A 26,153-nucleotide genomic window follows, 5' to 3' on the forward strand; every position below is an offset into this window, starting at 1 on the left:
CATAGGGATAAGCGCTAGACTTGCCGCATCATGATGACAGGGACGGGCAATAGCGCCCGCTCTGTGCGGCAGCAAGCTGCGAATACTGGCGGGATTGCACTGTTATCCCCACTTTTTGATAAGGGCCGATGATGCCCTGAGTACTAAGGAAAAGAGCATGATTCTCGATAATTTCTCGTTGCAGGGTAAAGTGGCTGTCGTGACCGGTTGTGATACCGGTCTGGGTCAAGGCATGGCTCTTGGGCTGGCGCAGGCGGGTTGTGATATCGTCGGCATCAACGTGGTTGAGCCAACGGAGACCATCGCGAAAGTTGCAGAACTTGGGCGTCGTTTTCTGAGCCTGAAAGCTGACCTGAGCAACCTGGACGTGCTGCCTTCCCTGGTTGAACGTGCCGTGGCTGAATTTGGCCATATCGATATTCTGGTGAACAACGCAGGTATCATCCGCCGTCAGGACGCGCTGGAGTTCAGCGAAAAAGACTGGGACGATGTGATGAACCTGAACATTAAAACGGTCTTCTTTATGTCTCAGGCCGTAGCGCGTCAATTCATTGCTCAGGGTAAGGGCGGCAAGATCATCAATATCGCTTCCATGCTGTCTTACCAAGGTGGTATTCGTGTGCCTTCTTATACGGCGTCGAAGAGCGCGGTAATGGGTGTGACTCGTCTGTTGGCTAACGAATGGGCCAGCCATGGCATCAACGTGAACGCCCTGGCACCGGGTTATATGGCAACTAACAACACCCGCCAACTGCGCGACGATCAGGCTCGCAGCGAAGCGATCCTTGAGCGTATTCCTGCCGGGCGTTGGGGCCTGCCAGAAGATCTGATGGGGCCGGCGGTATTCCTGGCTTCACCAGCTTCAGATTACATTAACGGCTTTACCCTGGCGGTAGACGGCGGCTGGTTGGCGCGCTAAGTCTGAAAGATAACGCATTGATTTTATTTGCAGAGAGGAAACGATGAATATTGCACTGATGATGGAAAACAGCCAGGCGGGTAAAAATGCGCTGGTTCTCGAACAACTGCAGGCCGTAGCGGCTGACAATCATGATGCGGTGTTCAACGTCGGCATGAGTGACGAGAAAGATCACCATCTGACCTATATCCACCTAGGGATCATGGCCAGCATCCTGCTGAACGCAGAAGCGGTCGACTTCGTGGTTACCGGTTGCGGCACTGGCCAGGGCGCAATGATGTCACTGAACGCCCACCCAGGTGTGGTTTGCGGTTACTGCATCGAGCCTGCGGACGCCTTCCTGTTCGCCCAAGTCAACAACGGTAACGCGCTTGCTCTGCCATTCGCCAAAGGTTTTGGCTGGGGTGCAGAACTGAACATTCGTTACATCTTTGAGAAAGCATTTACCGGCCGTAGAGGTGAAGGCTACCCCGTCGATCGTAAGGAACCTCAGGTACGTAACGCCGGTATTCTGAACCAGGTTAAGCGTGCAGTGAGCAAAGATAACTATCTTGATACGCTGCGTGCTATCGACCCGGAATTGGTGAAAACCGCCGTCAGCGGCGCACGTTTCCAGGAATGCCTGTTCTCACATGGCAAGAAAGCCGAAATCGTGGCATTCGTAAAAGATATTATTAACCGCGCTTGATTTTCATTCAGGTGGTCGCTCGTCGGCCACCTGCTTCATCGGTTACCGTTACTGCGTTAGAATGGGTTTCATATTCCGTACCAAGGGAAGCTTATGAAGCTGATGTTCGCCTCTGACTTACATGGTTCACTTTCCGCCACTGAAAAAATTCTTGAGCTGTTTGAGCAAAATCATGCCGACTGGCTGATTCTTTTGGGTGATTTACTCAATCACGGGCCGCGTAATGCGCTGCCAGATGCCTATCAACCTGCCCAGGTTGCCGAACAGTTAAATCTCTATCGCCATAAGATCATTGCCGTTCGTGGCAATTGCGACAGCGAAGTCGATCAGATGCTGCTTTCATTCCCCATTACCGCTCCGTTTCAGCATGTGTTGCTGCCAAACAGACGGCTGTTTTTAACCCATGGTCACCTTTATCATCCCGGCCTATTACCGCCTTTATCCCAGGGTGACGTGTTGGTGTATGGTCATACGCACCTACCACAGGCAGAACGGCAGGGAGATATTTATTGCTTTAATCCAGGTTCGGTCAGTATCCCCAAAGGGGGCTTTCCTGCCAGTTATGGCATACTGGAGCATGATATTTTGCGCGTGGTCGATTTGCACGGTGGCAAGGCTGTTGCAGAGCTGGCATTAACGCACTAGTTTATATATCCAATGGCTTTAGAGTGCAGAGTTATGGATTGGGCATCGGTGCTTCTGCAACTTTAAAGGCGAAGAGTGTACGCATATTAAAAATCATTAGAAGTGCATTCATTAATTAACCAATGCGCGGCATTCATCGCGCCAAAATAGAAGGTCTTAGAGGATGGCGGAACAGGGTCAGGCTGCAGATACCGAATGGGTGGATATCGTCAACGAGCAAAACGAAGTGATTGCTCAATCCAGTCGTCAACAGATGCGTGCTCAACGGCTGCGTCACCGTGCTACCTATATTGTGGTGCATGATGGAATGGGGCGAATTTTGGTGCAGCGTCGTACTGAAAACAAAGACTTCTATCCGGGCTCGCTGGATGCGTGTGCTGGTGGAGTGGTGCAAAGCGGTGAGAATGTGCTTGATTCCGCCCGCCGCGAAGCGGAGGAGGAGCTGGGAATTGCCGGTGTGCCTTTTGCCGAGCATGGCATGTTCTATTTTGAAGAACACCAGTGCCGCATTTGGGGGGCTTTATTCAGCTGCGTGTCACACGGTCCTTTTGCCCTGCAGGAAGAGGAAGTTGCTGAAGTAAGCTGGATGATGCCGGAGGAGATCACCGCTCGCTGCGACGAGTTTACTCCAGACTCGCTGAAGGCGCTGTCACTGTGGCTGACGCGTAACAACGATCAGGATTACGGTAAACCCCTGCCGCGCGAAAGCAAAGTAGAGTCGGGTGAAGAGAACCTCTAACCACGTCACTGGCTGTGTTTTTGCGTTGTCTTGCAATAACACAGCCTGATTTCCCGTATCGGGATCCTTTCTTAACCCCCACTCAAAAAATGTAACCGCGGGTTACCCTACCTGATGTCCTCCAGGCAGACCGCGTTCTGCTGATTTTACCCATAACACAATTGGCTAACCTATTTTCCACAAATCAAGATCGTTAATGCCACAATCGGTATTCATTATTTTATTGTTGATTTTCAATCCGTTAATCTATGTATGCGCTGTTTTTTTTAATTAGCACGCGAGCTAATCAAAAAAAATAAAACAACGTTCCTACTTTGGTCACACTTTTGCCATCCGCCCAATGACGCTGAGAAAAATTTAGATATAATAATTTGAAATAGTGTTTCAGTTTGTTGACTGAGGTGTGGAGACCGAAAATGGACTTAACGTGCTGCACTCAAGTGATCGACAGAGTCATGATGGATCAACCATCAGCGTTTTGCCGACGGCTTAGCCAAGCCAAAGCGGGCCGGCAAACTCAACTTGCGCCTTTGTGGAATGGATTTGTTCTGTCTTTCCATTTTATCTATGACCAGTATCAACACCATGCACAGGGAGCACATGGTGCAAATGCCTTAGAATTTCATATACGAAAATTATTATTCATTTGTTTAGGGTATGCATTGCGGCTGCACATCACTTTTGTTGGTGATGAGCAGTTACAAAAGCAGGGTGATTCACTGCTTCAGCGCGGCATGTTGTTATCAGAGCGGAGGTTAAAACACAGTACCTTGGGTTGTATCTGATTGCTGTCGAGTCTTTTTATAACGCTAATTAAATTTTTCTTTATTTAATTTTTCTATCTCTATGGGTAATAACCATGAATGAAAACAGAATGCTGGGGTTAGCCTATATATCACCTTACATTATAGGGTTGATCATATTTACGGCGTTTCCTTTTGTGTCATCATTCTTGTTAAGTTTTACAGAATATGACCTGATGAATCCGCCGGTGTTTAACGGGATCGAAAACTACCGTTATATGCTTACGGAAGATCACCTCTTTTGGAAATCCATGGGCGTAACCTTTGCTTATGTGTTTCTGACCATTCCTTTAAAATTGGCATTTGCGCTGGGTATTGCTTTCGTTCTTAATTTTAAGCTGCGTGGCATTGGGTTTTTCCGTACGGCGTATTACATTCCTTCGATTCTTGGCAGCAGCGTTGCTATTGCCGTGTTGTGGCGTGCGCTATTTGCCATCGATGGCCTGTTAAACAGCTTTATCGGCGTATTTGGCGCAGACCCAATCAACTGGCTGGGTGAGCCTTCGCTGGCGTTGATGTCGGTGACTTTGCTGCGCGTATGGCAATTTGGTTCTGCCATGGTTATTTTCCTGGCAGCATTGCAGAACGTTCCGCAGTCACAGTATGAAGCCGCGATGATCGATGGCGCTTCGAAATGGCAGATGTTTATGAAAGTCACCGTGCCACTGATTACGCCGGTTATTTTCTTTAACTTCATTATGCAAACGACGCAGGCGTTCCAAGAGTTTACCGCACCTTATGTCATAACGGGTGGTGGCCCAACTCACTATACCTACCTGTTCTCACTTTATATTTACGATACCGCATTTAAATATTTTGATATGGGTTACGGCGCTGCGCTGGCTTGGATACTGTTCCTGGTCGTGGCCTTGTTTGCCTCAATCGCCTTTAAATCATCGAAGTATTGGGTCTTCTACTCAGCGGATAAGGGAGGCAAAAATGGCTGATATGCACCAAGACAACGTAATCATGAGCGATGCTCAGAAAGTTGCTGAGCAAGAGGTACAGCGGACGTTACGCAAAGAGAAAGTCAGCGCGTTTATCCGTTATATCGTCCTGCTGTTTGTGGGCTTGCTGATGCTTTATCCACTGGTGTGGATGTTCTCTGCATCGTTCAAGCCTAACCATGAGATCTTCACGACGTTGGGATTGTGGCCTGATAATCCAACCTCTGACGGTTTTGTTAATGGCTGGAAAACCGGGACGGAATATAACTTTGGTCACTACATGCTTAATACCTTTAAGTTTGTTATTCCTAAAGTCATATTGACCATTATCTCTTCAACGATTGTGGCCTATGGATTTGCACGTTTTGAAATTCCATGGAAGAAATTCTGGTTTGCAACGCTGATCACCACCATGTTGCTGCCGAGCACGGTATTACTGATCCCTCAGTACATCATGTTCCGTGAAATGGGGATGCTGGACAGCTATCTGCCGCTGTATTTACCGTTGGCATTTGCCACTCAGGGTTTCTTCGTCTTTATGTTGATCCAGTTTTTACGTGGTGTACCACGTGATATGGAAGAAGCCGCCCAGATTGATGGTTGTAACTCTTTCCAAGTGCTGTGGTATGTGGTGGTACCGATTCTGAAACCGGCGATTATTTCTGTTGCCCTGTTCCAGTTTATGTGGTCGATGAACGACTTTATTGGACCACTGATTTACGTGTACAGCGTAGATAAATACCCTATTGCCCTGGCGCTGAAAATGTCCATTGACGTCACCGAAGGTGCGCCGTGGAACGAAATTCTGGCAATGGCGAGTATCTCTATTCTGCCGTCTATCATCGTGTTCTTCCTGGCCCAACGCTATTTCGTGCAGGGTGTTACCAGCAGCGGTATTAAAGGTTAATTGAGGATTTATCATGGCTGAAGTCGTATTCAATAATTTAGAGAAAGTGTACACCAACGGTTATAAAGCCGTTCATGGTATCAATTTAACCATTGCCGACGGTGAATTCATGGTCATTGTCGGGCCATCCGGCTGCGCCAAGTCAACCACTCTGCGTATGCTGGCGGGGCTGGAAACTATCAGCGGTGGTGAGGTTCGCATCGGCGATCGCGTGGTTAACAACCTGGCACCTAAATCCCGTGGTATTGCCATGGTGTTCCAGAACTATGCGCTTTATCCGCATATGACGGTGAAAGAGAACCTGGCGTTTGGCTTGAAGCTGAGCAAACTTCCTAAAGAGCAGATCGAAGAGCAGGTAACCGAAGCGGCAAAAATTCTGGAACTGGGAGAATTACTGGATCGTTTACCGCGCCAGCTGTCAGGCGGGCAGGCACAGCGCGTGGCCGTTGGCCGCGCTATCGTCAAGAAACCCGATGTTTTCTTGTTCGATGAGCCACTGTCCAACCTGGATGCCAAATTACGTGCATCGATGCGTATCCGTATTTCCGATCTGCACAAGCAATTGAAAAAGAGCGGCAAACCGGCGACCACTGTTTATGTTACCCATGACCAAACAGAGGCGATGACCATGGGTGACCGTATCTGTGTCATGAAGCTTGGTCATATCATGCAGGTTGATACACCGGATAACCTTTATCACTTCCCGAAAAATATGTTCGTCGCTGGCTTTATCGGTGCGCCAGAAATGAATATCAAGCCTAGCAAGCTGGTAGAGCAAGACGGCAAAATCGGTTTGACCGTGGGGAGTTACACGCTGACGCTGAATCCGCATCAGCAGGAGAAAGTGGCTGGCCATGTGGGCGAAGACGTGTTCTTCGGTGTTCGTCCTGAATTTATTACTATTTCAGAATCACCATTCGAGGGGAATCACTCTCAGGGTGAGTTAGTTCGTGTTGAAAACATGGGGCACGAGTTCTTTGTTTACCTCAAGGTTAATGATTTTGAATTGACCTGTCGTATCCCATCTGATGATGTTAAACCTATCCTCAAAAATGGGCTGCATCGTCCTGTTTACTTTAAATTTGACATGAATAAATGCCATATATTTGATGCGAAAACAGAAAAGAATATCTCTCTTTAACAGGAGTTGCAGATAATGAAAAAAAGATTATTACAAGTTTTGATTGCTTCATCTATTGCTATGTTTGCGCACCAGTCATTTGCTGCTGAACAAGTTGATTTGCGTATGTCTTGGTGGGGCGGGAATAGCCGCCATCAGATGACGCTGAAAGCGATTGAAGAGTTTCAGAAACAAAACCCGGATATTAAAGTTAAATCAGAATATACCGGTTGGGATGGCCACCTTTCTCGCTTGACCACGCAGATTGCGGGTGGGACCGAGCCGGATGTTATGCAGACCAACTGGAACTGGTTGCCGATCTTTTCAAAAGATGGCGGTGGCTTCCATGATTTGAATAAAGTGAGTGAGTCTCTGGATCTGACCCAGTTTGATCCAAAGGAACTGAAGACCACCACGGTTAATGGCAAGCTGAACGGGATCCCGATTTCAGTGACCGCGCGTGTTTTCTACCTTAATGATGTTACCTGGAAAAATGCCGGGGTAGCCTATCCTAAGACCTGGGATGAATTACTGGCTGCGGGTAAGAAATTCCAAGAAGTATTGGGTGATAAATATTATCCGGTGGTGCTTGAGCACCAGGACTCTTTCGCCCTGTTACGTTCATATATGATACAGAAGCATAATATCGATATCGTAAATGAAAGTAAGAAGAAATTTAACTACACCGAGGATCAGTGGGTCGAATTCTTCCAGATGTATAAAGATATGGTCGATAACCATGTGATGCCTTCATCCAAATACTTTGCCTCTTTCGGCAAGAGCAATATGTATGAAATGAAGCCTTGGATTGCGGGTGAGTTTGCAGGCACCTATATGTGGAACTCCACCATTAAAAAATATTCCGATAACCTGAAGCCGCCAGCAAAACTGGAATTGGGTAATTACCCGATGCTGGAAGGCGCCACGGATGCCGGTCTGTTCTTTAAACCAGCTCAAATGTTCTCGATTGGTAAAAGCAGTAAGCATCCGCGTGAGGCTGCCATGCTGATTAACTTCTTGTTAAACAGCAAAGAGGGCGTTGAAGCACTGGGGCTGGAACGTGGTGTGCCACTGAGTAAAACGGCGGTTACCCAATTACGTGAAAGCGGTGTGATTAAAGATACCGATCCGGCCGTTTCTGGGTTGAATCTGGCTCTGTCTTTACCACATGCAATCAATGCTTCACCTTACTTCGATGATCCGCAGATTGTGGTGTTGTTCCAGGATGCCATTCAATCAATCGACTACGGTAAGAAGACGGTTAAAGAAACGGCGGCTGATTTCCAATCACAGGGTGACCGTATCCTGAAACGAGCAATGAGATAAAAATTGCTGATAATAACTCCACCATGATACGTGGTGGAGTTATTATAAAATAAATAATTTTAACTGGTTGTGAAATTATTTATTGATTCTCTGTTTCAAATGACGATGCATGTAATGCAATAGAGATTTAAATACTTTGCTGTGTAAATTAACGCGTCTTTAATAGGGGGAAGTATTGCTTCGTCTACTTTGAAGGGCGAAAATACATAATGCTTTACCTTGCTGGTAATCAGAAGGGCTAGATGTGTTTTATTCAAGGCGAGATTAAACTAAATATCTATATAATTTACTCACTGTGGTTTTCAATACCTCTGGGACCTTTTTATTCTAGGGCATAGTTTCTTGTATAATTAAATTATAAGGGATGGAAATAATGAAATTAAAATTATTAACTCTGGCGATGACATCAGTAATAAGTCTCAGTGCCGCGGCGGTAACAATTGATTATCGACATGAGCTTATGGACACCGGCAAAGGTGATCATAAAGATCGTTTGTTGATGTCACACCGCTTTGCCAATGGTTTTGGTTTATCTTTAGAAGCCAAATGGCGCCAGGATCCTTCAGATACTACGCCAAATAAACTTTACCATGAACAGGTGAGTAACGGCACTGAAGTCGTCGCCAGCTATCAGCAAAGCCTGACGGATGAGTTTTCTTTACAGCCAGGTTTCTCTCTGGAGTCCAACAGTAATAATAACGGTTACCGGCCTTTCCTGCGTGCGCAGTATAATCTGACCAAAGAACTGTATGTTGCGACCAGATACCGTTATGAGTACAAGCGTACCACCTCAAAAGGTTCTGATGCAGATGAAAAAACCAACCGTGGCGACTTCTGGTTAGGCTATACCTTCCTCAAGGATTGGCAGGCAGAATATAACTACGTCTATAAGAGTAGCAACAAAGTTATTTTTGATGATGGTAAAACAGATTACGAGCATAACGTAAAACTGGCTTATAAGTGGGATAAAAACTGGAAGCCTTATATTGAAGTTGGCAACGTAAAACAAGACAGCAAGAACGATAACCGCCAGACTCGTTACCGCGTTGGTGTCTCTTACAGCTTCTAATTATACACGCAGGGCCGTTATTACCGCCTGATGTTGAGATACATCAGGCGGTTCCCCGATGCTGTTGTGTTAAGGCAGCATCGGGATAAAACGCTTCAACTGCCTCATATTGCCTGCCGCACTGCGGAGCTAATGCTCAGCAACTATCGCGGCGACACAGTGCTGAAGGGATCGTACCTTCAGGCTGCCATTCCTCATCATTCAGGCGTGCCAACAGCGCTTTACCGGCCTGAATACCAATCTCTTTGTGTGGCACCGTCATGGTCGTCAGCGGCGGTTGGCATACTTGGCTGACGTCGCTATTACCAAAGCCCACTACCGCCAACTGATCCGGCACTTTGATTCTGCGCCGCTGGCATTCATACAGTGCACCGCAGGCCAGCTCATCAGACGCACACACCAAGGCATCCAGTTCAGGCCAGGCCAGCAGGAATTCTGGCAGCTGCTGTGCGCCGGTGCTAAAACTGGCCGGTTGTGCAGCGTTGATGACCCGGTGCGGTGACATGTGATTGCGTAATAATGCTTTGTGCCAACCCTGCAAATGTTGTTGAAAAATCCACTGTTCCTGATTGGCACATAACAAACCCACGTTTTGGTAACCACTGGCGATGACCGTTTGGGTCAATTGATACATTGCCGCGACATAATCAATACCAATATTCATATCGATCGGATCGGTACGTATGGCACCAATCTCTACCACGGGAATATGGGCAGCCATCAGCGCCTGACGCGTATTGGGTGAATGCTCAACGCTGAGCAACACGGCGGCGGCCAGGTTGTAGGAAAGCAGCGTCTCCAGCAGCTTTTCTTCACGCTCCAGATGGTGTTGTGATTCGGCCAACATGATCTGGTAACCCGCCGGTTGCAGCACGCGCTGTAATCCGGCAAACATGTCTGCACAACCTGACTCGGAGAAGCTTGGCACCACCATGGCGATGGTATAAGAAGATGCCGAAGCCAACGAACTGGCGGCCAGGTTGGGTAAGTAACCCAACTCACTGACTGCGGCCTCAATTTTTTCTCTCAGCTTGTCTGAAACCTGCTCTGGCGTGCGTAATGCTCGCGATACGGTCATGCTACCCACGCCCGCCAATTGGGCAACGTCGGCCAGCGTAACCCGGCCAGTGCTGCGTCGTTTTTTACCGATCGACATTCGTAATCCTGACTGAAATGCGCTAATGGTCCGAAACCCGATTATCGGTGGTTCGGCAATCCTGCTTTGGCTGACATTCTAACCCGTTCTCTGGGCGAGGGATAAAAAAACTGCGCTAGGCGATTATCGCGTCCGACTATTTGATAGCGCTATCACAGATCTGCATGATAGATTTTTGGTAGCGCTATCTTTGTGGCTTTGATCACGGTTGATACCCTGGTCGTTGATTAAAGTTTTATCGTCGCCGAAGAATGATACACCGGTAATACCTAATCGTAACCAGGCTATCTGAGGGGGAAACGTGCTCAACGACTGGCTGAATGCCGACCATATTCAACTGTGCGATCACGTCGCGGACTGGCAGGAAGCGGTAGCGCTGAGTGCCCAACCGCTGTTGCAACGCGGCATCATTACTAACGACTATTTGGCGGCAATATTCCGCCAATATCAGGCGTTGGGACCGTATTTTGTTTTGGCTCCCGGTATTGCCATGCCACATGCCAGACCGGAAGAGGGGGCGAAAGCGTTAGGCCTTTCGCTATTAAAAATTAACCAGGGAGTGCGTTTTCATTCTGAAGATAATGATCCGGTGTTCGTGGTGGTGATGCTTTCTGCTCCAGATAGCACCAGCCATATCGAATTAATCTCGCATTTGGCCGAATTATTTTCAGACAACGAAGCGATGGAGAGGTTATTCCGCGCTGAGAACCGACAGCAGATCGAGGATATTATTGCCAACTATTAACTGTTAGGCCAATTAACTACAGCAAGTAACATCAGATAACTCTCTGGTGATGCTATCTCTTATTCGAAATTCAGCGGGTGAACATAATGAAAATCATGGCTATTTGTGGTTCAGGATTGGGCAGCAGCTTTATGGTGGAAATGAATATCAAGAAAGTGCTGAAGAAAATGGCGATTGAAGCAGAGGTTGAACACTCCGATCTCTCTTCCGCCACGCCGGGCGCTGCGGACATTTTCGTGATGGCAAAAGACATCGCCGACAGCGCCAGTGTCCCGGCCAGTCAACTGGTGGTGATCAGTAACATCATCGATATTAATGAACTCGAAGCCAAGTTGCGTGCTTACTTCGAAGCTCACTCCATCATTTAATCAAACCAGTCGGCGAGGTGGATATGTTTATCCAGGAAGCGCTTAAATTTGTGGTTGATATATTAAAAGTGCCTGCCGTATTGGTAGGGGTGATTGCATTAATCGGTTTGTTGGCGCAAAAGAAATCATTTTCTGATGTGGTAAAAGGCACGGTGAAAACCATTCTCGGTTTCATTGTGCTTGGCGGTGGTGCCACGGTATTGGTCGGGTCACTTAACCCGCTGGGTGGCATGTTTGAACACGCCTTTAATATTCAGGGCATCATCCCCAATAATGAAGCCATCGTATCTATCGCCTTGGAGAAATACGGTGCCGCCACCGCGATGATTATGGCGTTCGGTATGGTGGCTAATATTATCGTCGCCCGCTTTACCCGGCTGAAATATATCTTTTTGACCGGTCACCACACCTTCTATATGGCCTGTATGATCGGCATTATTCTGACGGTGGCCGGTTTTGAAGGGGTACAACTGGTGTTTACCGGTGCGCTGACGTTGGGCTTGGTGATGGCGTTCTTCCCGGCCATTGCTCAGCGCTATATGCGCCGCATCACCGGCAATGATGATATTGCTTTCGGCCATTTCGGTACGCTGGGCTACGTACTGGCTGGTTGGATCGGTGAGCGCGTTGGCAAAGGTTCACGTTCCACCGAAGAGATGAACCTGCCAAAGAACCTCAGCTTCTTGCGCGACAGTTCCATTTCCATCTCGATGACCATGATCATTATCTATCTGATCCTGGCGATTTGTGCTGGGCAGACCTACGTCGAAAGCCAGCTCAGCGGTGGGCAGAACTATCTGGTGTATTCGATTATTCAGGCGATTACCTTTGCCGCCGGGGTGTTCATCATCCTGCAAGGGGTGCGGCTGATCCTGGCGGAAATCGTTCCGGCTTTTACCGGCTTTTCAGAAAAACTGGTGCCCAACGCGCGCCCAGCGTTGGATTGCCCGGTGGTTTATCCCTATGCGCCTAATGCGGTGCTCATCGGTTTCCTATTCAGCTTCCTCGGTGGGCTGGTTGGCCTGTTCCTGCTCGGGCAAATGAAAATGGTGCTGATCCTGCCAGGCGTAGTCCCTCATTTCTTTACCGGTGCGACCGCTGGGGTGTTTGGTAACGCCACCGGTGGGCGCCGTGGTGCGATGTTGGGGGCATTTGCCAATGGCCTGCTGATTACCTTCTTGCCTGTGTTGCTGTTGCCGGTCCTGGGGGCGCTGGGCTTTGCCAATACTACCTTCTCTGATGCCGATTTCGGCGTAATAGGGATCGTACTCGGCAACATGGCGCGTTTCCTGACCAAAGAAATGATTATGGTCGCGATCGTCGCCATCTTTGCGCTGCTGGTTGCACATAACTTTTTGGGTAAACGCAAGGGCGCTCCGGCGGCGGATCGCGTTGAGAAATAAGTGAGGGCAGTTTAATGAACAATACAGTGACTGATATTGGCGAACTGCGCGCGCTGGCGCGGGCGATCCGCCTGGAGACGTTGAAAGCCCTCACTGGGCTGGGCTTTGGCCACTATGGGGGCTGCATGTCGGTGGTGGAAACGCTGGCGGTGTTGTATGGCGAAGTGATGCATATCGATCCGGCGGATCCCGACTGGCCTGAACGTGACTACTTTGTGCTGTCAAAAGGCCACGCTGGCCCGGCACTTTACAGCACGCTGGCGATCAAAGGCTATTTCCCACAAGAAGAACTGAAAACGCTGAACCAGAATAGCACCCGTTTGCCAAGCCACCCGGATCGTCTGCTGACCCGTGGTGTCGATGCCACCACGGGTTCGCTCGGGCAGGGGGTTTCCATTGCTGCCGGGATAGCGCTTTCACACCGGTTGGCCGGCAGGCGCAATCGGGTATTCAGCATTCTGGGCGATGGTGAACTCAACGAAGGGCAGTGTTGGGAGGCTTTCCAGTTTATTGCTCACCACAATCTGCATAACCTGACGCTGTTTATCGATTACAACAAGCAGCAGTTGGATGGCGCGTTGGATGAAGTGATCAAACCCTTCGATCTGGCGGGTAAATTCACCGCCTTTGGTTTTGACGTGCAAACCGTTTTGGGGGATGACATTGCTGCTATTCGTGATGCGGTGCTGCCGGTGCGCAGCGGTGAACAACGCCCGCTGGTGGTGATTTTGGACAGCGTTAAGGGGCAGGGCGTGGCCTATCTGGAGAATTTACACAACTCTCATCACCTGCGTTTGACGCCGGACGTACAGCAGGCAATCGAAAAAGCCATTGCCGATCTGGAGGTTGCTCATGTTTAACGTGGTAACACAGCTGGAAAAAGACGGTATAGAGATGCGCAAAGTGTATGCTGGCATGATGCGTCAGCAAATCGAGGCGGGCAAACCGGTTATTGCGGTGGAAGCCGATCTGATGAGTTCGATGGCGATGGATGGCGTGCATAAGGATCACCCGCAGCAGGTGATCAACTGCGGCATCATGGAGGCCAATGTAATCGGCGTTTCCGCCGGATTGTCGCTGACTGGGCGTATACCCTTTGTGCATACGTTTAGCGCATTTGCCAGCCGCCGCTGTTTCGATCAGCTGTTTATGTCACTGGATTATCAGCGCAATAACGTCAAGGTGATCGCTTCGGATGCGGGAGTGAGCGCCTGTCATAACGGCGGTACTCATATGTCATTTGAAGATATGGGCATCGTGCGCGGGCTGGCGCATTCGGTGGTGCTGGAAGTGACCGATGCCACGATGTTCCAGAATATTTTGCAGCAGTTGGTGGATCTGAAAGGTTTCTATTGGGTACGCACCATCCGCAAGCAGGCAACGCGGATTTATCAGGACGGTTCGCGCTTTACCATCGGTAAAGCCAATCTGTTGCGTGATGGGAGTGACATCACGCTGATTGCCAACGGCATTATGGTGGCCGAAGCGTTGAAGGCGGCACAGGTTTTGGAGCAGCAAGAGATCAGCGCAGCGGTTATCGATATGTTCACGCTCAAGCCCATCGATCGTGACATCATTAAAACCTATGCAGCAAAAACCGGCAAAATTGTAACCTGCGAAAACCACAGCATTCATAACGGGTTAGGCTCAGCTGTGGCGGAGGTGCTGGTCGAAGAGTGTCCGGTGCCGATGCGACGGGTTGGGGTGAAAGAGCGTTATGGGCAAGTAGGGACTCAGGAGTTTTTACAACAGGAATACGGCCTGACGGCAGAACATATTCTGCAGGCGGCACATCAGTTGTTGGGTTATGTGCCGTAATTGACTGCTAGCGCTTAACGGGCTCACCGCACCATTTGTGCTGTGAGCCTTCATCGAAGGGAGCCTCTGCTAGCGTATCGCGAAAGAAAGGGTTGGTGATCGAAATGATACGAGAAAATACCGAGAATTACTGAGCGTGAAGCAATCCTGCATTTACGCCTATAAGTGATCAGTGATTTGAATAAAGCATGATAGTTAGCGTATAACTTGAGCAGAAAATTTGAATTATCCTGTATTAGTTGATAAATGGCGCTGTATTTATTAATGGAAAAAATGGTGAGATATAATCTTAAAATGCCTTAAAGCGTATGCCGTTTAGGTATGAAAGTGGTTTTTTTTAATGCTAAAAATCAGGTGTAACATAATAATTTCTTATTTTGTAGCTAAGTTATTTCTTGTTTTTTTCTTGTTAAATACCTGGTCGTTAAAATAAATTTCTTTAAATTCAATTTGTTATACCAGTGCCTTGTTTTGATTTAATAAATAAAAAAATCAAAAAAACAGTAGGGCTATAAGTTTTTTAAATATTCTTACTCTTTACATTAAAGCGCATTTAACTAAAATGGGCCGCATCAGGTTAAGCTATTATCGGTTAAGTAATTCGTTTTGGTGTTTCTATGCATAGCTTGTTCTATTTGCTCATCTTAAAGCCTACTTTCCCCCTTAATAGTCATCTATGGACCTTGCGAGTTTTAAGCTAACGCTTAAATGAGATGTCTCGTCAACTTGTCTGATGCTGCAAGTAAAATAGCATTAATTTTATATAGGGCAATTTATACCCATAGGATATGGAGTTTCTAATAGTGAAAAAGATTTTTTGTGTTACTACCTTGGTTGCAGCAAGTTTAGGCCTGTCTACTGGGGCATCGGCTGATAATGGTCAGGTAAAGTTTGAAGGGAATATCACAACCGAGGCTTGCCAGGTTGTGAACAACACGAGTAATCCAGCTGAAGTGGTGCTTGGTAAAGTGGGATACACCGCGTTCAATGGCGTTGGCTCAACGGCGAGTGCTACCAGCTTCGTTCTGGCTCTGAAGAATTGTCCACCCACCGTCAATAATGCTTTTATAACATTTGATGGTGCTTCAGCAACCAGCGATAACCGTTCGTTAGCCCTTACTGCAGGTACCAATGTTGCGAGCGGGGTTGGCGTTCAAATTTCCGATGCGTCAAACAATGTGTTGCCTTTGCGAGCAGCCTCGCTGGCTTACCCATTAACCGCGGGTGATAATGACCTGAAGTTTGTTGCACGCTATGTGGCGATCTCGGACACTGTGTTACCGGGCTCAGCGAATGCGGTAACGACCTTCGACATTACCTATAACTAATTGCGTTATGGTGTTTTAAAATCAAACGGCCCGTTTATTAACGGGCCGTTTTTTTACTCTGAAGATGGGAAGCCTATCGGGATGATAGGCTTCAGCGTGCAGTAACAGCTGTCAGGCTTGCTCAGCCAGAGCATCGGCCTGAGCAGACTGAATCGCCGTCAGCGCCACGGTATAGACGATATCGTCTACCAGTGCGCCACGCGACAGGTCGTTTACCGGCTTGCGCATACCTTGCAGCATTGGCCCGATAGACACCAGATCGGCAGAACGCTGTACTGCTTTATAGGTGGTGTTACCGGTGTTCAGATCCGGGAAGATAAACACGGTGGCTTTACCCGCCACTGGCGAGTTAGGCGCTTTGGACTTGGCAACGTCAGCCATAATTGCCGCATCGTATTGTAATGGGCCGTCGATGATCAGGTCTGGGCGTTTTTCCTGTGCCAGGCGAGTCGCTTCACGCACTTTCTCCACGTCGCTACCTGCACCGGAATTACCGGTGGAGTAAGAGATCATCGCCACTCGCGGTTCAATACCAAATGCGGCTGCGGAGTCGGCAGACTGGATAGCAATTTCAGCAAGTTGTTCAGCGGTGGGATCTGGGTTGATCGCACAGTCACCGTAGACCAGAACCTGATCCGGCAACAGCATGAAGAACACGGAAGAGACCAGCGAACTGCCCGGTGCAGTTTTGATCAACTGCAACGGTGGGCGGATGGTATTGGCAGTCGTGTGAACCGCACCGGAGACCAGGCCGTCAACTTCGCCTTTTTCCAGCATCAGGGTGCCGAGAACCACGTTGTCTTCCAACTGTTCACGGGCAACCACTTCGGTCATACCCTTGCTCTTACGCAATTCAACCAGGCGCGGCACGTATTTTTCACGTACGGCAACCGGATCGACGATCTCAATGCCTTTGCCCAGTTCAACGCCTTGCGCAGCCGCTACGCGCTTGATCTCATCCGGGTTACCCAGCAATACGCATTCAGCAATGCCGCGTTCAGCACAGATCGCAGCCGCTTTCACGGTGCGTGGCTCATCACCTTCCGGCAGCACAATGCGTTTGCCCGCTTTACGTGCCAGTTCGGTCAACTCGTAGCGGAATGCCGGTGGCGACAGACGACGTGAACGCTCAGACGTGGCCGTCAGTGACTCGATCCACTCGGCGTTGATGTGGCTTGCCACGTAGTTCTGTACTTGTTCGATACGCTGGTGGTCATCTGAAGGTACTTCAAGGTTGAAGCTCTGTAGGCTCAGCGAGGTCTGCCAGGTGTTAGTGTCGACCATAAATACTGGCAGGCCGGTTTGGAAGGCACGTTCGCAGAGTTTTTTGATAGAACCATCAATTTCGTAGCCGCCGGTCAGCAGCAGGGCACCAATTTCTACACCGTTCATCGCTGCCAGGCAGGCAGAGACCAGCACATCAGGACGATCGGCGGAGGTCACCAGCAGCGAACCTGGGCGGAAGTGTTCCAGCATATGCGGAATACTGCGCGCGCAGAAGGTCACGGACTTCACCCGGCGGGTCATGATATCGCCTTCGTTGATCACGCGCGCTTTCAGGTGGCGGGCCATGTCAATGGCTCGGGTCGCGATCAGATCGAAGCTCCACGGGATACAACCCAGAACCGGCAGCGGGCTGTTGGCAAACAGATGTGCAGGATCGACGTTGGCAACGCTGGCCTTGGTGGAGTCATCAAAGATTTCCGACAGATCCGGGCGGGTGCGGCCCTGATCGTCAACCGGAGCATTCAGTTTATTGATGATCACACCGGTAATGTTCTTGTTTTTGCTGCCGCCGAAGCTGCTGCGAGCCAGTTCGATACGCTCTTTCAGCTGTGCCGGGGAATCGTTGCCCAGCGCCAGAACGAAGACGATTTCTGCGTTCAGGGTTTTGGCGATTTCAAAGTTCAGCGCGCTGGCAAACTGGTGCTTGCGGGTGGGCACCAAACCTTCGATCAGCACCACTTCCGCGTCTTTGGTGTTTTCGTGGTAACGCGCCACGATCTCTTCCATCAGCACGTCTTGCTGGTTGGAGCTCAGCAGGCCCTCAACGTAGCTCATGCGCAGCGGTTCGGCGGTCGGGATGGTGGAGTTGCTGCGAATGATGGTGGTGGTCTGGTCGAGGGTATCACCGCCGGTACGCGGCTGGGCGATAGGTTTGAACACGCTCAAACGAACGCCTTTTTGCTCCATGGAGCGAATGACACCCAAGCTGACGCTGGTCAAACCAACGCTGGTGCCGGTGGGGATCAACATAATTGTACGTGACACAGAATAGTCCTCTTCACGGTTTTTTCAGTCTGCGGTAAACGCGCAGGCACATCTTGGCTCTGAAACAACACCGTCAGCCTAGGCTGACGGTGTTGGGAGCATTAAGCGGTCAGACGGGCAGCGTCCTGCGCGATAACCAACTCTTCGTTGGTTGGGATCACCAGCGCCAGGCGGCTGCCATCTTTGGTGATGTTGCCGGATTTGCCGAAGCGGGCGGCCAGGTTACGTTCGTGGTCGAGCTCAAAGCCCAGCAGGCCCAGTTTATCCAGGGTCAGCTCACGTACCAATGCGGCGTTTTCGCCGATGCCACCGGTGAAGATCACCGCATCCAGGCGGCCATCCATCAGCGCGCTGTAGGCACCGATGTATTTGGCTAGACGATGGCAGAACACGTCCATGGCACGTTTGGCGTCGGCTTTGGTGGCGTAGTTGTCTTCAACGTAGCGACAGTCGCTGGTGACTTCTGTCAGGCCCAGCAGGCCGGATTCTTTGGTCAGCATCTTGTTGATCTGGTCAACGCTCATGCCCAGAGAGTCATGCAGATGGAAAATGATCGCTGGATCGATGTCACCGCTGCGGGTGCCCATCACCAGACCTTCCAGCGGGGTCAGGCCCATAGACGTATCAACACATTTACCGTTGCGTACTGCGCTGACGGAACCGCCGTTGCCCAGGTGGCAGGTAATAACGTTCACTTCATCAACCGGCTTGTTCAGCATCTTCGCGGCTTCTTGCGTTACATAGAAGTGGCTGGTGCCGTGTGCGCCATAGCGGCGAACGCCGTGGTCACGGTACAGGCTGTACGGCAGGGCGTACAGGTAAGACTCTTCCGGCATGGTCTGGTGGAACGCCGTGTCGAACACTGCCACGTTTTTATCAGCCAGATTCGGGAAGGATTTCAATGCTTCAGCGATACCGATCAGGTGAGCTGGGTTATGCAGTGGTGCAAAGGGTACGGAATCTTTGATACCCTGCAGGACTTCGTCGTTGATCACGGCAGAAGCAGTGAACTTCTCGCCGCCGTGCACGATACGGTGGCCGATAGCGGTCAACTGTGCAGAAAGCTCTGGTTTTTGTGCCAGAATAGTATTAACAATGAAGTTCAGCGCTTCGCTGTGTGCTGCACCAGCACCCAGTGCTGCTTCTTGTTTACCGCCGTCCATTTTCCATTTGATGCGGGCTTCTGGAAGGTGGAAACATTCGGCAAGACCAGAAAGATATTCTTCACCGTTGGCTGCATCAATGATAGCGAATTTCAGGGAAGAACTGCCGCAGTTAAGAACCAGTACTAGCTTACTCGACATGGAAGTACCTACTTATAGTTCGTGTTGTTAGTGAACCCAGAACACGTGGTGAATAAATTGTCAAACAGACCTCAAGCGTAGCGCATAATGACGTTGACATTTATGATTAGCATCATGTCAGTTACAAAAAACACATGATGATAAAAAAACCGATGATTTCTCCGCGGTTTAAGTAATCTTGCTTTTAAATGGGCGAAAAGTTGACAGACTTGGTGTCATCTTCTACCGGCCAAAAGGCCGGCTTAGGATACCGATAGCCCGTCGCAAACACAAAATAAATTTAAAGCTTCAACTTTTTTGTTGGTGTGTTTGTGAAAATATTTCATTTTTTATACGTGAAGTTGAGGTAAGCAATGACGAGCAAGCCATCCGGTTCCGTGAGTTGGTTCCAGATATTCCAGCGTGGGCAGCATTACATGAAAACCTGGCCTGCAGAAAAACGGCTGGCACCGGTGTTCCCAGAACATCGCATTGCGCGTGCCACCCGCTTTGCGATTCGCTTTATGCCGCCGCTGGCGATCTTTACCCTGACCTGGCAAATTGCCCTTGGCGGTCAACTCGGCCCGGCCATTGCAACGGCGCTGTTTGCCTGCAGTATGCCGATGCAGGGCCTGTGGTGGCTGGGGCGCCGTTCGATCACGCCGTTGCCACCCACCTTGTTACAGTGGTTCCATGAGGTGCGCAATAAACTGGCAGAAGCCGGGCAGACGTTGGCCCCGGTTGAAGGAGAGCCGACCTATCAAGCGTTGGCGGATGTGCTGAAACGTGCATTCAAGCAACTGGATAAAACCTTCCTCGACGATCTCTGATCCCTCTGTTTTCATGCTACCGGGCTTTTGAAGCCCGGTAGGGATAAAGTCCATCTCCGCGATAACCCCGGTTCAAATCAAAGAAGGTGCGAGTTGTGGTTCCACGCCATAACGAAGTCATGCGATGCTCTCGCCAATTTGCAGAACTGAGGAACATGAAATGGAAATGACTAATGCTCAACGTTTGATCCTGTCGAATCAGTACAAGATGATGACCATGCTCGATCCAGACAATGCTGAGCGCTATCGCCGGTTGCAGACCATTATCGAACGTGGTTTTGGCTTGCAGATGCGTGAGCTTGATCGTGACTTTGGTGAGATGAGCGAGGAAGTGTGCCGCACCATCATCAACATTATGGAAATGCACCATGCGCTGCAGGTGTCCTGGGAAAATCTCAAGGATCGGCAAGGGCTTGACGCTCGTCGCTTGGCCTTCCTCGGCTTTGATGCGGCAACTGAAGCGCGTTACCTGAGCTATGTGCGTTTCCTGGTCAGCACGGAAGGGCGGTATACTCATTTCGACTCCGGCAGCCACGGCTTTAATGCCCAAACTAAAATGTGGGAAAAGTATCAGCGTATGTTGGCAATCTGGCTGTCATGCCCACGTCAATACCATTTGAGCGCCGTTGAGATTGCGCAAATCATTAATGCCTGATGATTTGCAGTTTGAAAGATAACGGAGATAGAAGAGGTTTTCTGTGGAATGTAAGGGTTTTTTGTTCGACCTTGATGGAACGTTAGTAGATTCATTGCCCGCAGTGGAACGCGCCTGGACTCACTGGGCTGAGCGCCACGGTATCAGCCCTCAGGAGGTGTTGGCGTTTATTCACGGTAAACAGGCAATTACCTCGCTGCGCCATTTTATGCCAGGGGCGACAGAAGCGGCGATTCAGCATGAGTTTGATTTACTGGAGCAGATGGAGGCGCAGGATACCGATGGCGTCAGCGCACTGCCCGGTGCCGTGGCGCTGTTGGAGCGGCTCAATGCACTGAGTATTCCCTGGGCGATAGTCACCTCGGGTTCGATCCCGGTCGCCAGCGCACGGCGTAAGGCGGGTGGTTTGCCGCAGCCGGAAGTGTTTATTACCGCAGAACTGGTGAAACAGGGTAAACCGCAGCCGGACGCTTATCTGCTGGGAGCCGAACGTTTGGGCCTGGCTCCGCAGGCCTGTGTAGTGGTAGAGGATGCGCCCGCCGGGATCCTTTCCGGCTTGGCTGCGGGGTGTCAGGTGATTGCGGTTAACGTACCGGCAGAAGCGCCGAAGCTTGACCAGGTGGATCTGATACTCTCTTCGCTGACTCAGATTAAGGTTGAGAAGGCATCGCAGGGTGCAAGCATCGAACTTATTGCTTAATCTGTGTTTTTTTACCTCAAATTGATTAGACCCCGCATCTGTGGGGTTTTTTTATGCTAATTTTTAAGCCCTGGATCACTGTAGGATGAGGCCGTTTTGAACAGCGAATTACTCTGGGTTTTGATTTTATTGTTGATAGCCATTGTGCTGTTTACTACCAACAAGCTGCGTATGGACGTGGTGGCTTTGTTGGTGATCATCGCGTTTGTGCTGAGCGGCACCCTGACTCTGCAAGAGGCAACGGCCGGTTTTAGCGATCCTAACGTGATTTTGATCGCTGCTTTGTTTGTGATCGGTGAAGGCTTAGTGCGCACCGGTGTGGCTTATCAGGTCGGCGATTGGTTGGTGAAAGTGGCAGGCAGCAGTGAAACCAAAATGCTGGCACTGTTGATGTTCACCGTGGCCGGGCTGGGTGCATTTATGAGTTCGACCGGGGTAGTGGCGATCTTCATCCCGGTAGTACTCAGCGTGGCGGTACGGATGAAGATCTCACCGGGGCGACTGATGATGCCGTTAAGTTTTGCAGGGCTTATCAGCGGCATGATGACGCTGGTGGCCACGCCGCCGAATATGGTGGTCAACAGCGAATTGGTGCGCGAGGGGCTTGCCGGTTTCAGTTTCTTCGGCGTGACGCCAATCGGCCTGATCGTGTTACTGCTGGGGGTGGGCTATATGCTGATCGCCCGCCGTTGGCTTGGTAATAGCGGCGGTGCGAAAAATACCAAGGTTACCTGGCAGCGTCGGACGTTTCGCGATCTGATTCGTGACTATAAATTGACCGGGCGGGCGCGTCGCTTGGCTGTTCGCAGTAGTTCACCTCTGATTGGCCGCTCTTTGGATGAACTGCATCTGCGTGCCCGCTATGGTGCCAACGTTATCGGCATAGAGCGCTGGAAACGCTTTCGGCGTGTGATGATCAGCGCTTTTGGCAGCACGGAACTGCGTGAAGGGGATGTGTTGCTGATTGATATGTCGGATTGCGACATCGATTTACGTCAGTTTTGCAGCGAACAGCTATTGGAACCGATGATCCTGCGTGGTGAGTATTTCTCTGAACAAGCGCGCAACGTGGGGATGGCAGAAGTGTCGCTTATCCCCGATTCAGCCTTGCTGGGGAAATGCGTGCGTGATGCGGCTTTCCGCAGCCGTTACGATCTGAACGTGGTCGGTATCCGCCGCAACGGCAAAACGCTGGAAGGTAAACTGGTTGATGAGCCACTGACGTTGGGGGATATCCTGCTGGTGATCGGTGACTGGAAAGCGATCCGCCAATTACAGGCCAAAACCCATGACTTTATCGTGCTGAATCTGCCCGCAGAGGTGGATGAGGTGGCACCTGCCATCACCCAGGCACCGCATGCCTTGTTCTGCCTGGCATTGATGGTGGCGATGATGCTGACCGATGAGATCCCGAACCCTATCGCCGCACTGATTGCCTGCCTGCTGATGGGCCGTTTCCGCTGCATTAATATGGAAAGCGCTTATAAAGCGATCCATTGGCCAAGTATTATTTTGATCGTCGGTATGATGCCCTTTGCCCAAGCATTGCAGAAGACCGGCGGTGTGGATTTGATCGTGCAAGGGCTGATGGATATCGCCGGTGAAGCAGGCCCGCGTGTGATGCTGGTGTGCCTGTTTGTACTTTGCGCCTCCATCGGGCTGTTTATCTCCAATACCGCCACGGCGGTATTGATGGCACCTATCGCCATTGCGGCGGCGCATAAGATGGGAGTTTCGCCTTATCCGTTTGCCATGATTATTGCCATTGCGGCTTCGGCTGCTTTTATGACGCCGGTGTCATCACCGGTGAATACCCTGGTATTGGGGCCAGGGAATTACAAGTTTGGCGATTTTGTGCGCATCGGCGTGCCGTTCACGGTGTTGGTGATGATCGTCAGCGTGGTGGTGGTGCCGTGGTTGTATGCGTTTTAGGCCCGGATTTCGGGCCCACGATAGTGATTATAATGGAGAATCGCTACTGATCTCATCCAGCGACAGGCTAAAGCTCGGGATAAATACCTCCATAAAATAATCCATTTCCGGGCTTTGACGCAGTTGCAGTGTTTTCTCCAAGCGTGCTTTAGCTAAGGTAAATTCGTTATTTCCGGCAGACAGCTCTTCCAGGCATTTCAGGTAGGCACAGAGGGCGTCAGCCTGTTTTACCAGTAATTTCTCATCCTCAGTGTAATAGTGCTCATCAAGAATCGAACGGAAATCGTTCTGTAGTTCTTTTGGAATCATCTCAAGCAGTTTTTGTTGCGCGATTTTTTCGATTTTTTTGTATTCGTAGGCAATCTGCGGATTGTAATACTTGATGGGAGTGGGCATATCGCCGGTCAACACTTCACTGGCATCGTGGTACATCGCCAATAGCGCCACGCGCTCGGCGTTCAGGTTACCGTTAAATTTGCGGTTCTTGATCGCCGCCAGCGCATGGGCGACAAACGCGACTTGCAGGCTGTGCTCGGAAACGTTTTCGGTACGCACGTTGCGCATCAGCGGCCAGCGACTAATCAGTTTCAAACGGGAAAGGTGGGCAAAGAAATGGCTCTGGCTCATGGTGCTCTCTTTAGACAACGGCAAGTGAGGCCGTTATTGTGAGCAGTGGCGGCAGGTTATGCAAACCCAGTTGTGCGGTGTGGGCGCAGCCAGCAAACTGCGCCCATAAAAATCACTGATGGTAGGTTTCGAGGAAACGACCCAGTTTACCGACGGCCATTTCCAACTCATCGACTCGCGGCAAAGTTACGATACGTACGTGGTCAGGGTAAGGCCAGTTGAATGCGCTACCTTGTACCAACAGGACTTTTTCCTGCAACAGCAGATCCAGCACCATTTTCTGGTCGTCGCGGATATTGAAGCGCTTGGCATCAATACGCGGGAACATATACAGCGCGCCCTGGGGCTTCACGCAGGAAACGCCTGGAATATCATTCAGCAATTCCCAGGTGCGGTTGCGCTGTTCATACAGACGCCCGCCGGGTTGAATAAATTCGCTGATGCTCTGATAACCGCCGAGCGCAGTCTGGATCGCATGTTGCATTGGCACGTTGGCACAAAGGCGCATTGATGCCAGCATCTCCAGCCCTTCGATATAGCCTTTGGCGTGTTTCTTCGGCCCGTTAAGCACCATCCAGCCTTGGCGGAAACCGGCAACGCGATAGGTTTTGGATAAACCGTTAAAGGTGACCGTCAGCAGATCTGGGGCCAGTGCAGCAATGGAGTGATGCTCGGCATCGTCGTAAAGGATCTTGTCGTAAATTTCATCGGCGAAGATGATCAGGTCGTGCTGACGGGCGATCTCGACGATCTGCTCCAGCAATTCTTTGCTGTAGACCGCGCCGGTCGGGTTGTTGGGGTTGATGATCACAATACCGCGGGTGCGCGGGGTGATTTTGCTGCGGATATCGTCCAGATCCGGGAACCAGCCGGATTCTTCGTCGCAGATATAGTGCACCGCTTTGCCGCTGGAGAGCGATACCGCCGCCGTCCACAGCGGGTAGTCGGGGGCTGGCACCAGCATTTCGTCACCAATGTTAAGCAGCGCCTGCATGGATTGCACGATCAGCTCAGAGACACCGTTACCAATGTAGATATCCTCAACGGTCACATCACGCATGTTACGTGCCTGATAGTGCTGCATGATCGCCTTACGCGCCGAGAAGAGCCCTTTGGAGTCGCAATAGCCCTGTGCCGTAGGGAGGTTGCGGATCACATCGACGAGAATTTCATCAGGGGCATCAAAACCAAACGGCGCAGGGTTGCCGATGTTCAATTTAAGGACTTTGTTGCCTTCTTCTTCAAGACGCTTAGCTTCTTTGAGCACCGGGCCACGAATGTCATAGCAGACGTTGTCCAGTTTGCTGGATTTCTCAATGGGGGACATAGAAAGTTGAGCCTTTTGCTGGGATGGGGGATGATCCTACCGTGGAACACCGCAACCCGCCCAATGTACTCCTGGTGCTCCTGATTTTGAAGGGTTGTGCGCGCCTTTGGTGCAAACGATCGGCTAAATCGATGATTTAAACGATGATGCGTCTGTTATAATCCATATGCAAGAATTAAATTCTTTTTTATGGCTTTTTTTAGGCGTTTTTGTTTGAATTAAAGTGTGTTGATGTAAAGGTTCTCTGCCACATGTCTCTCTTGGTGCATACATTACGCGTACATGACAGGACGTAGAATACGACTAAAATTGTAAAAAAATGATAATGAGAGAATTATCTTATGGCTGGTAGTGGCTAGTAATACGACACTTCTTAGTAAAGTAAAATTGTATTAGAGGAACTTCAGTAATTAACTTAAGAGTTTTTTAAGTAAAATTGTATATAATTTAATAATAAAAATCCTTACTGATTGAATTTATTAAATTCGTGAGTAAATGAACCCAATGATACACAAAAAGATATTTATCTATTGAACGAAAAGTAGCA

25 protein-coding genes are annotated in these 26,153 nt (G+C 49.9%); 20 read left to right on the plus strand and 5 right to left on the minus strand.

The annotated features are described in order from the left end of the window. The first annotated feature begins 157 nt into the window (after window positions 1–157). The 10 genes from kduD (at window position 158) to ACX1CU_RS07750 (ending at window position 9,163) form a co-directional block, all read left to right on the plus strand. Window positions 158–919, plus strand: coding sequence for a 2-dehydro-3-deoxy-D-gluconate 5-dehydrogenase KduD (gene kduD, locus ACX1CU_RS07705; protein ID WP_459401996.1), 762 nt, complete (start codon window positions 158–160; stop codon window positions 917–919). Window positions 920–962: 43 nt separating this feature from the next. Further along, a complete protein-coding gene (locus ACX1CU_RS07710) occupies window positions 963–1,607 on the plus strand; it encodes an RpiB/LacA/LacB family sugar-phosphate isomerase (RefSeq protein ID WP_459401997.1) in 645 nt (214 codons plus the stop codon). A 93-nt stretch (window positions 1,608–1,700) separates the two neighbouring features. Then, complete coding sequence (gene yfcE / locus ACX1CU_RS07715; RefSeq protein WP_459401998.1) at window positions 1,701–2,252, plus strand: phosphodiesterase; 552 nt, start codon at window positions 1,701–1,703, stop codon at window positions 2,250–2,252. Between the two features lie 163 nt (window positions 2,253–2,415). Further along, window positions 2,416–2,991 (plus strand): NUDIX hydrolase YfcD, encoded by a 576-nt coding sequence (yfcD, locus tag ACX1CU_RS07720; RefSeq protein WP_459401999.1) that lies wholly within the window; start codon window positions 2,416–2,418, stop codon window positions 2,989–2,991. A gap of 455 nt (window positions 2,992–3,446) precedes the next feature. After that, window positions 3,447–3,776, plus strand: coding sequence for a hypothetical protein (locus tag ACX1CU_RS07725; protein ID WP_459402000.1), 330 nt, complete (start codon window positions 3,447–3,449; stop codon window positions 3,774–3,776). Between the two features lie 74 nt (window positions 3,777–3,850). Then, a complete protein-coding gene (locus ACX1CU_RS07730; protein WP_459402001.1) occupies window positions 3,851–4,741 on the plus strand; it encodes a carbohydrate ABC transporter permease in 891 nt (296 codons plus the stop codon). Further along, window positions 4,734–5,648, plus strand: a complete 915-nt coding sequence (locus ACX1CU_RS07735) for a carbohydrate ABC transporter permease (RefSeq protein WP_459402002.1) — start codon at window positions 4,734–4,736, stop codon at window positions 5,646–5,648. The genes ACX1CU_RS07730 and ACX1CU_RS07735 overlap by 8 nt, the downstream gene beginning before the upstream one ends. Window positions 5,649–5,661: 13 nt before the next feature. Continuing rightward, entirely contained in the window at window positions 5,662–6,789 is a 1,128-nt protein-coding gene (locus ACX1CU_RS07740) for an ABC transporter ATP-binding protein (RefSeq protein ID WP_459402003.1), read from the plus strand. 15 nt (window positions 6,790–6,804) lie between these two features. Continuing rightward, entirely contained in the window at window positions 6,805–8,094 is a 1,290-nt protein-coding gene (locus tag ACX1CU_RS07745; protein WP_459402004.1) for an ABC transporter substrate-binding protein, read from the plus strand. Window positions 8,095–8,467: 373 nt separating this feature from the next. Next, a complete protein-coding gene (locus ACX1CU_RS07750) occupies window positions 8,468–9,163 on the plus strand; it encodes an oligogalacturonate-specific porin KdgM family protein (RefSeq protein WP_459402005.1) in 696 nt (231 codons plus the stop codon). Between the two features lie 136 nt (window positions 9,164–9,299). Here the strand turns inward: ACX1CU_RS07750 and ACX1CU_RS07755 are convergent, their stop codons facing one another. Next, window positions 9,300–10,319, minus strand: coding sequence for a LacI family DNA-binding transcriptional regulator (locus ACX1CU_RS07755; protein WP_459402006.1), 1,020 nt, complete (start codon window positions 10,317–10,319; stop codon window positions 9,300–9,302). A 301-nt stretch (window positions 10,320–10,620) separates the two neighbouring features. Here ACX1CU_RS07755 and ACX1CU_RS07760 point away from each other — a divergent pair, with 301 nt between their 5' ends. The 6 genes from ACX1CU_RS07760 to ACX1CU_RS07785 all read left to right on the plus strand — a co-directional run bounded on the left by ACX1CU_RS07760 (window position 10,621) and on the right by ACX1CU_RS07785 (window position 15,981). Further along, entirely contained in the window at window positions 10,621–11,064 is a 444-nt protein-coding gene (locus tag ACX1CU_RS07760; RefSeq protein ID WP_459402007.1) for a PTS sugar transporter subunit IIA, read from the plus strand. 86 nt (window positions 11,065–11,150) lie between these two features. Then, window positions 11,151–11,432 (plus strand): PTS sugar transporter subunit IIB, encoded by a 282-nt coding sequence (locus ACX1CU_RS07765; protein WP_076941594.1) that lies wholly within the window; start codon window positions 11,151–11,153, stop codon window positions 11,430–11,432. Window positions 11,433–11,455: 23 nt separating this feature from the next. Further along, window positions 11,456–12,835 carry a PTS ascorbate transporter subunit IIC gene (locus tag ACX1CU_RS07770; protein ID WP_459402008.1) on the plus strand — a complete coding sequence of 460 codons (1,380 nt, stop codon included), beginning with the start codon at window positions 11,456–11,458 and terminating at the stop codon, window positions 12,833–12,835. Between the two features lie 14 nt (window positions 12,836–12,849). Then, window positions 12,850–13,695 (plus strand): transketolase, encoded by an 846-nt coding sequence (locus tag ACX1CU_RS07775; RefSeq protein ID WP_459402009.1) that lies wholly within the window; start codon window positions 12,850–12,852, stop codon window positions 13,693–13,695. Then, window positions 13,688–14,653, plus strand: a complete 966-nt coding sequence (locus ACX1CU_RS07780) for a transketolase family protein (protein WP_459402010.1) — start codon at window positions 13,688–13,690, stop codon at window positions 14,651–14,653. The genes ACX1CU_RS07775 and ACX1CU_RS07780 overlap by 8 nt, the downstream gene beginning before the upstream one ends. A 788-nt stretch (window positions 14,654–15,441) precedes the next feature. Beyond that, window positions 15,442–15,981 (plus strand): fimbrial protein, encoded by a 540-nt coding sequence (locus tag ACX1CU_RS07785; protein ID WP_459402011.1) that lies wholly within the window; start codon window positions 15,442–15,444, stop codon window positions 15,979–15,981. 111 nt (window positions 15,982–16,092) lie between these two features. Here the strand turns inward: ACX1CU_RS07785 and pta are convergent, their stop codons facing one another. Beyond that, window positions 16,093–18,252: a phosphate acetyltransferase gene (gene pta, locus ACX1CU_RS07790; RefSeq protein WP_459402012.1), complete on the minus strand. Its 2,160-nt coding sequence runs from the start codon at window positions 18,250–18,252 to the stop codon at window positions 16,093–16,095. A gap of 101 nt (window positions 18,253–18,353) precedes the next feature. Further along, entirely contained in the window at window positions 18,354–19,556 is a 1,203-nt protein-coding gene (gene ackA / locus ACX1CU_RS07795) for an acetate kinase (RefSeq protein WP_459402013.1), read from the minus strand. A gap of 353 nt (window positions 19,557–19,909) precedes the next feature. On the opposite strand from ackA, the gene yfbV reads away from it, so the two are divergent. From yfbV to ACX1CU_RS07815, 4 genes are all read left to right on the plus strand, one after another. Then, entirely contained in the window at window positions 19,910–20,365 is a 456-nt protein-coding gene (yfbV, locus tag ACX1CU_RS07800) for a terminus macrodomain insulation protein YfbV (RefSeq protein ID WP_459402014.1), read from the plus strand. 160 nt (window positions 20,366–20,525) lie between these two features. Further along, the gene (locus ACX1CU_RS07805) at window positions 20,526–21,020 is read left to right on the plus strand and encodes a YfbU family protein (RefSeq protein ID WP_024911412.1); all 495 of its coding nucleotides are present in this window, start codon (window positions 20,526–20,528) and stop codon (window positions 21,018–21,020) included. A 43-nt stretch (window positions 21,021–21,063) separates the two neighbouring features. Then, entirely contained in the window at window positions 21,064–21,720 is a 657-nt protein-coding gene (locus ACX1CU_RS07810) for a sugar phosphatase (protein ID WP_459402015.1), read from the plus strand. A 96-nt stretch (window positions 21,721–21,816) separates the two neighbouring features. Then, a complete protein-coding gene (locus tag ACX1CU_RS07815) occupies window positions 21,817–23,652 on the plus strand; it encodes an SLC13 family permease (protein WP_459402016.1) in 1,836 nt (611 codons plus the stop codon). Window positions 23,653–23,679: 27 nt separating this feature from the next. On the opposite strand, the gene yfbR is transcribed toward ACX1CU_RS07815, so the two are convergent. Beyond that, window positions 23,680–24,279 carry a 5'-deoxynucleotidase gene (yfbR, locus tag ACX1CU_RS07820; protein WP_459402017.1) on the minus strand — a complete coding sequence of 200 codons (600 nt, stop codon included), beginning with the start codon at window positions 24,277–24,279 and terminating at the stop codon, window positions 23,680–23,682. 112 nt (window positions 24,280–24,391) lie between these two features. After that, window positions 24,392–25,606, minus strand: a complete 1,215-nt coding sequence (locus ACX1CU_RS07825; RefSeq protein ID WP_459402018.1) for a pyridoxal phosphate-dependent aminotransferase — start codon at window positions 25,604–25,606, stop codon at window positions 24,392–24,394. Window positions 25,607–26,153 lie beyond the last annotated feature (547 nt).

Source organism: Serratia sp. D1N4 (genome assembly GCF_054552755.1).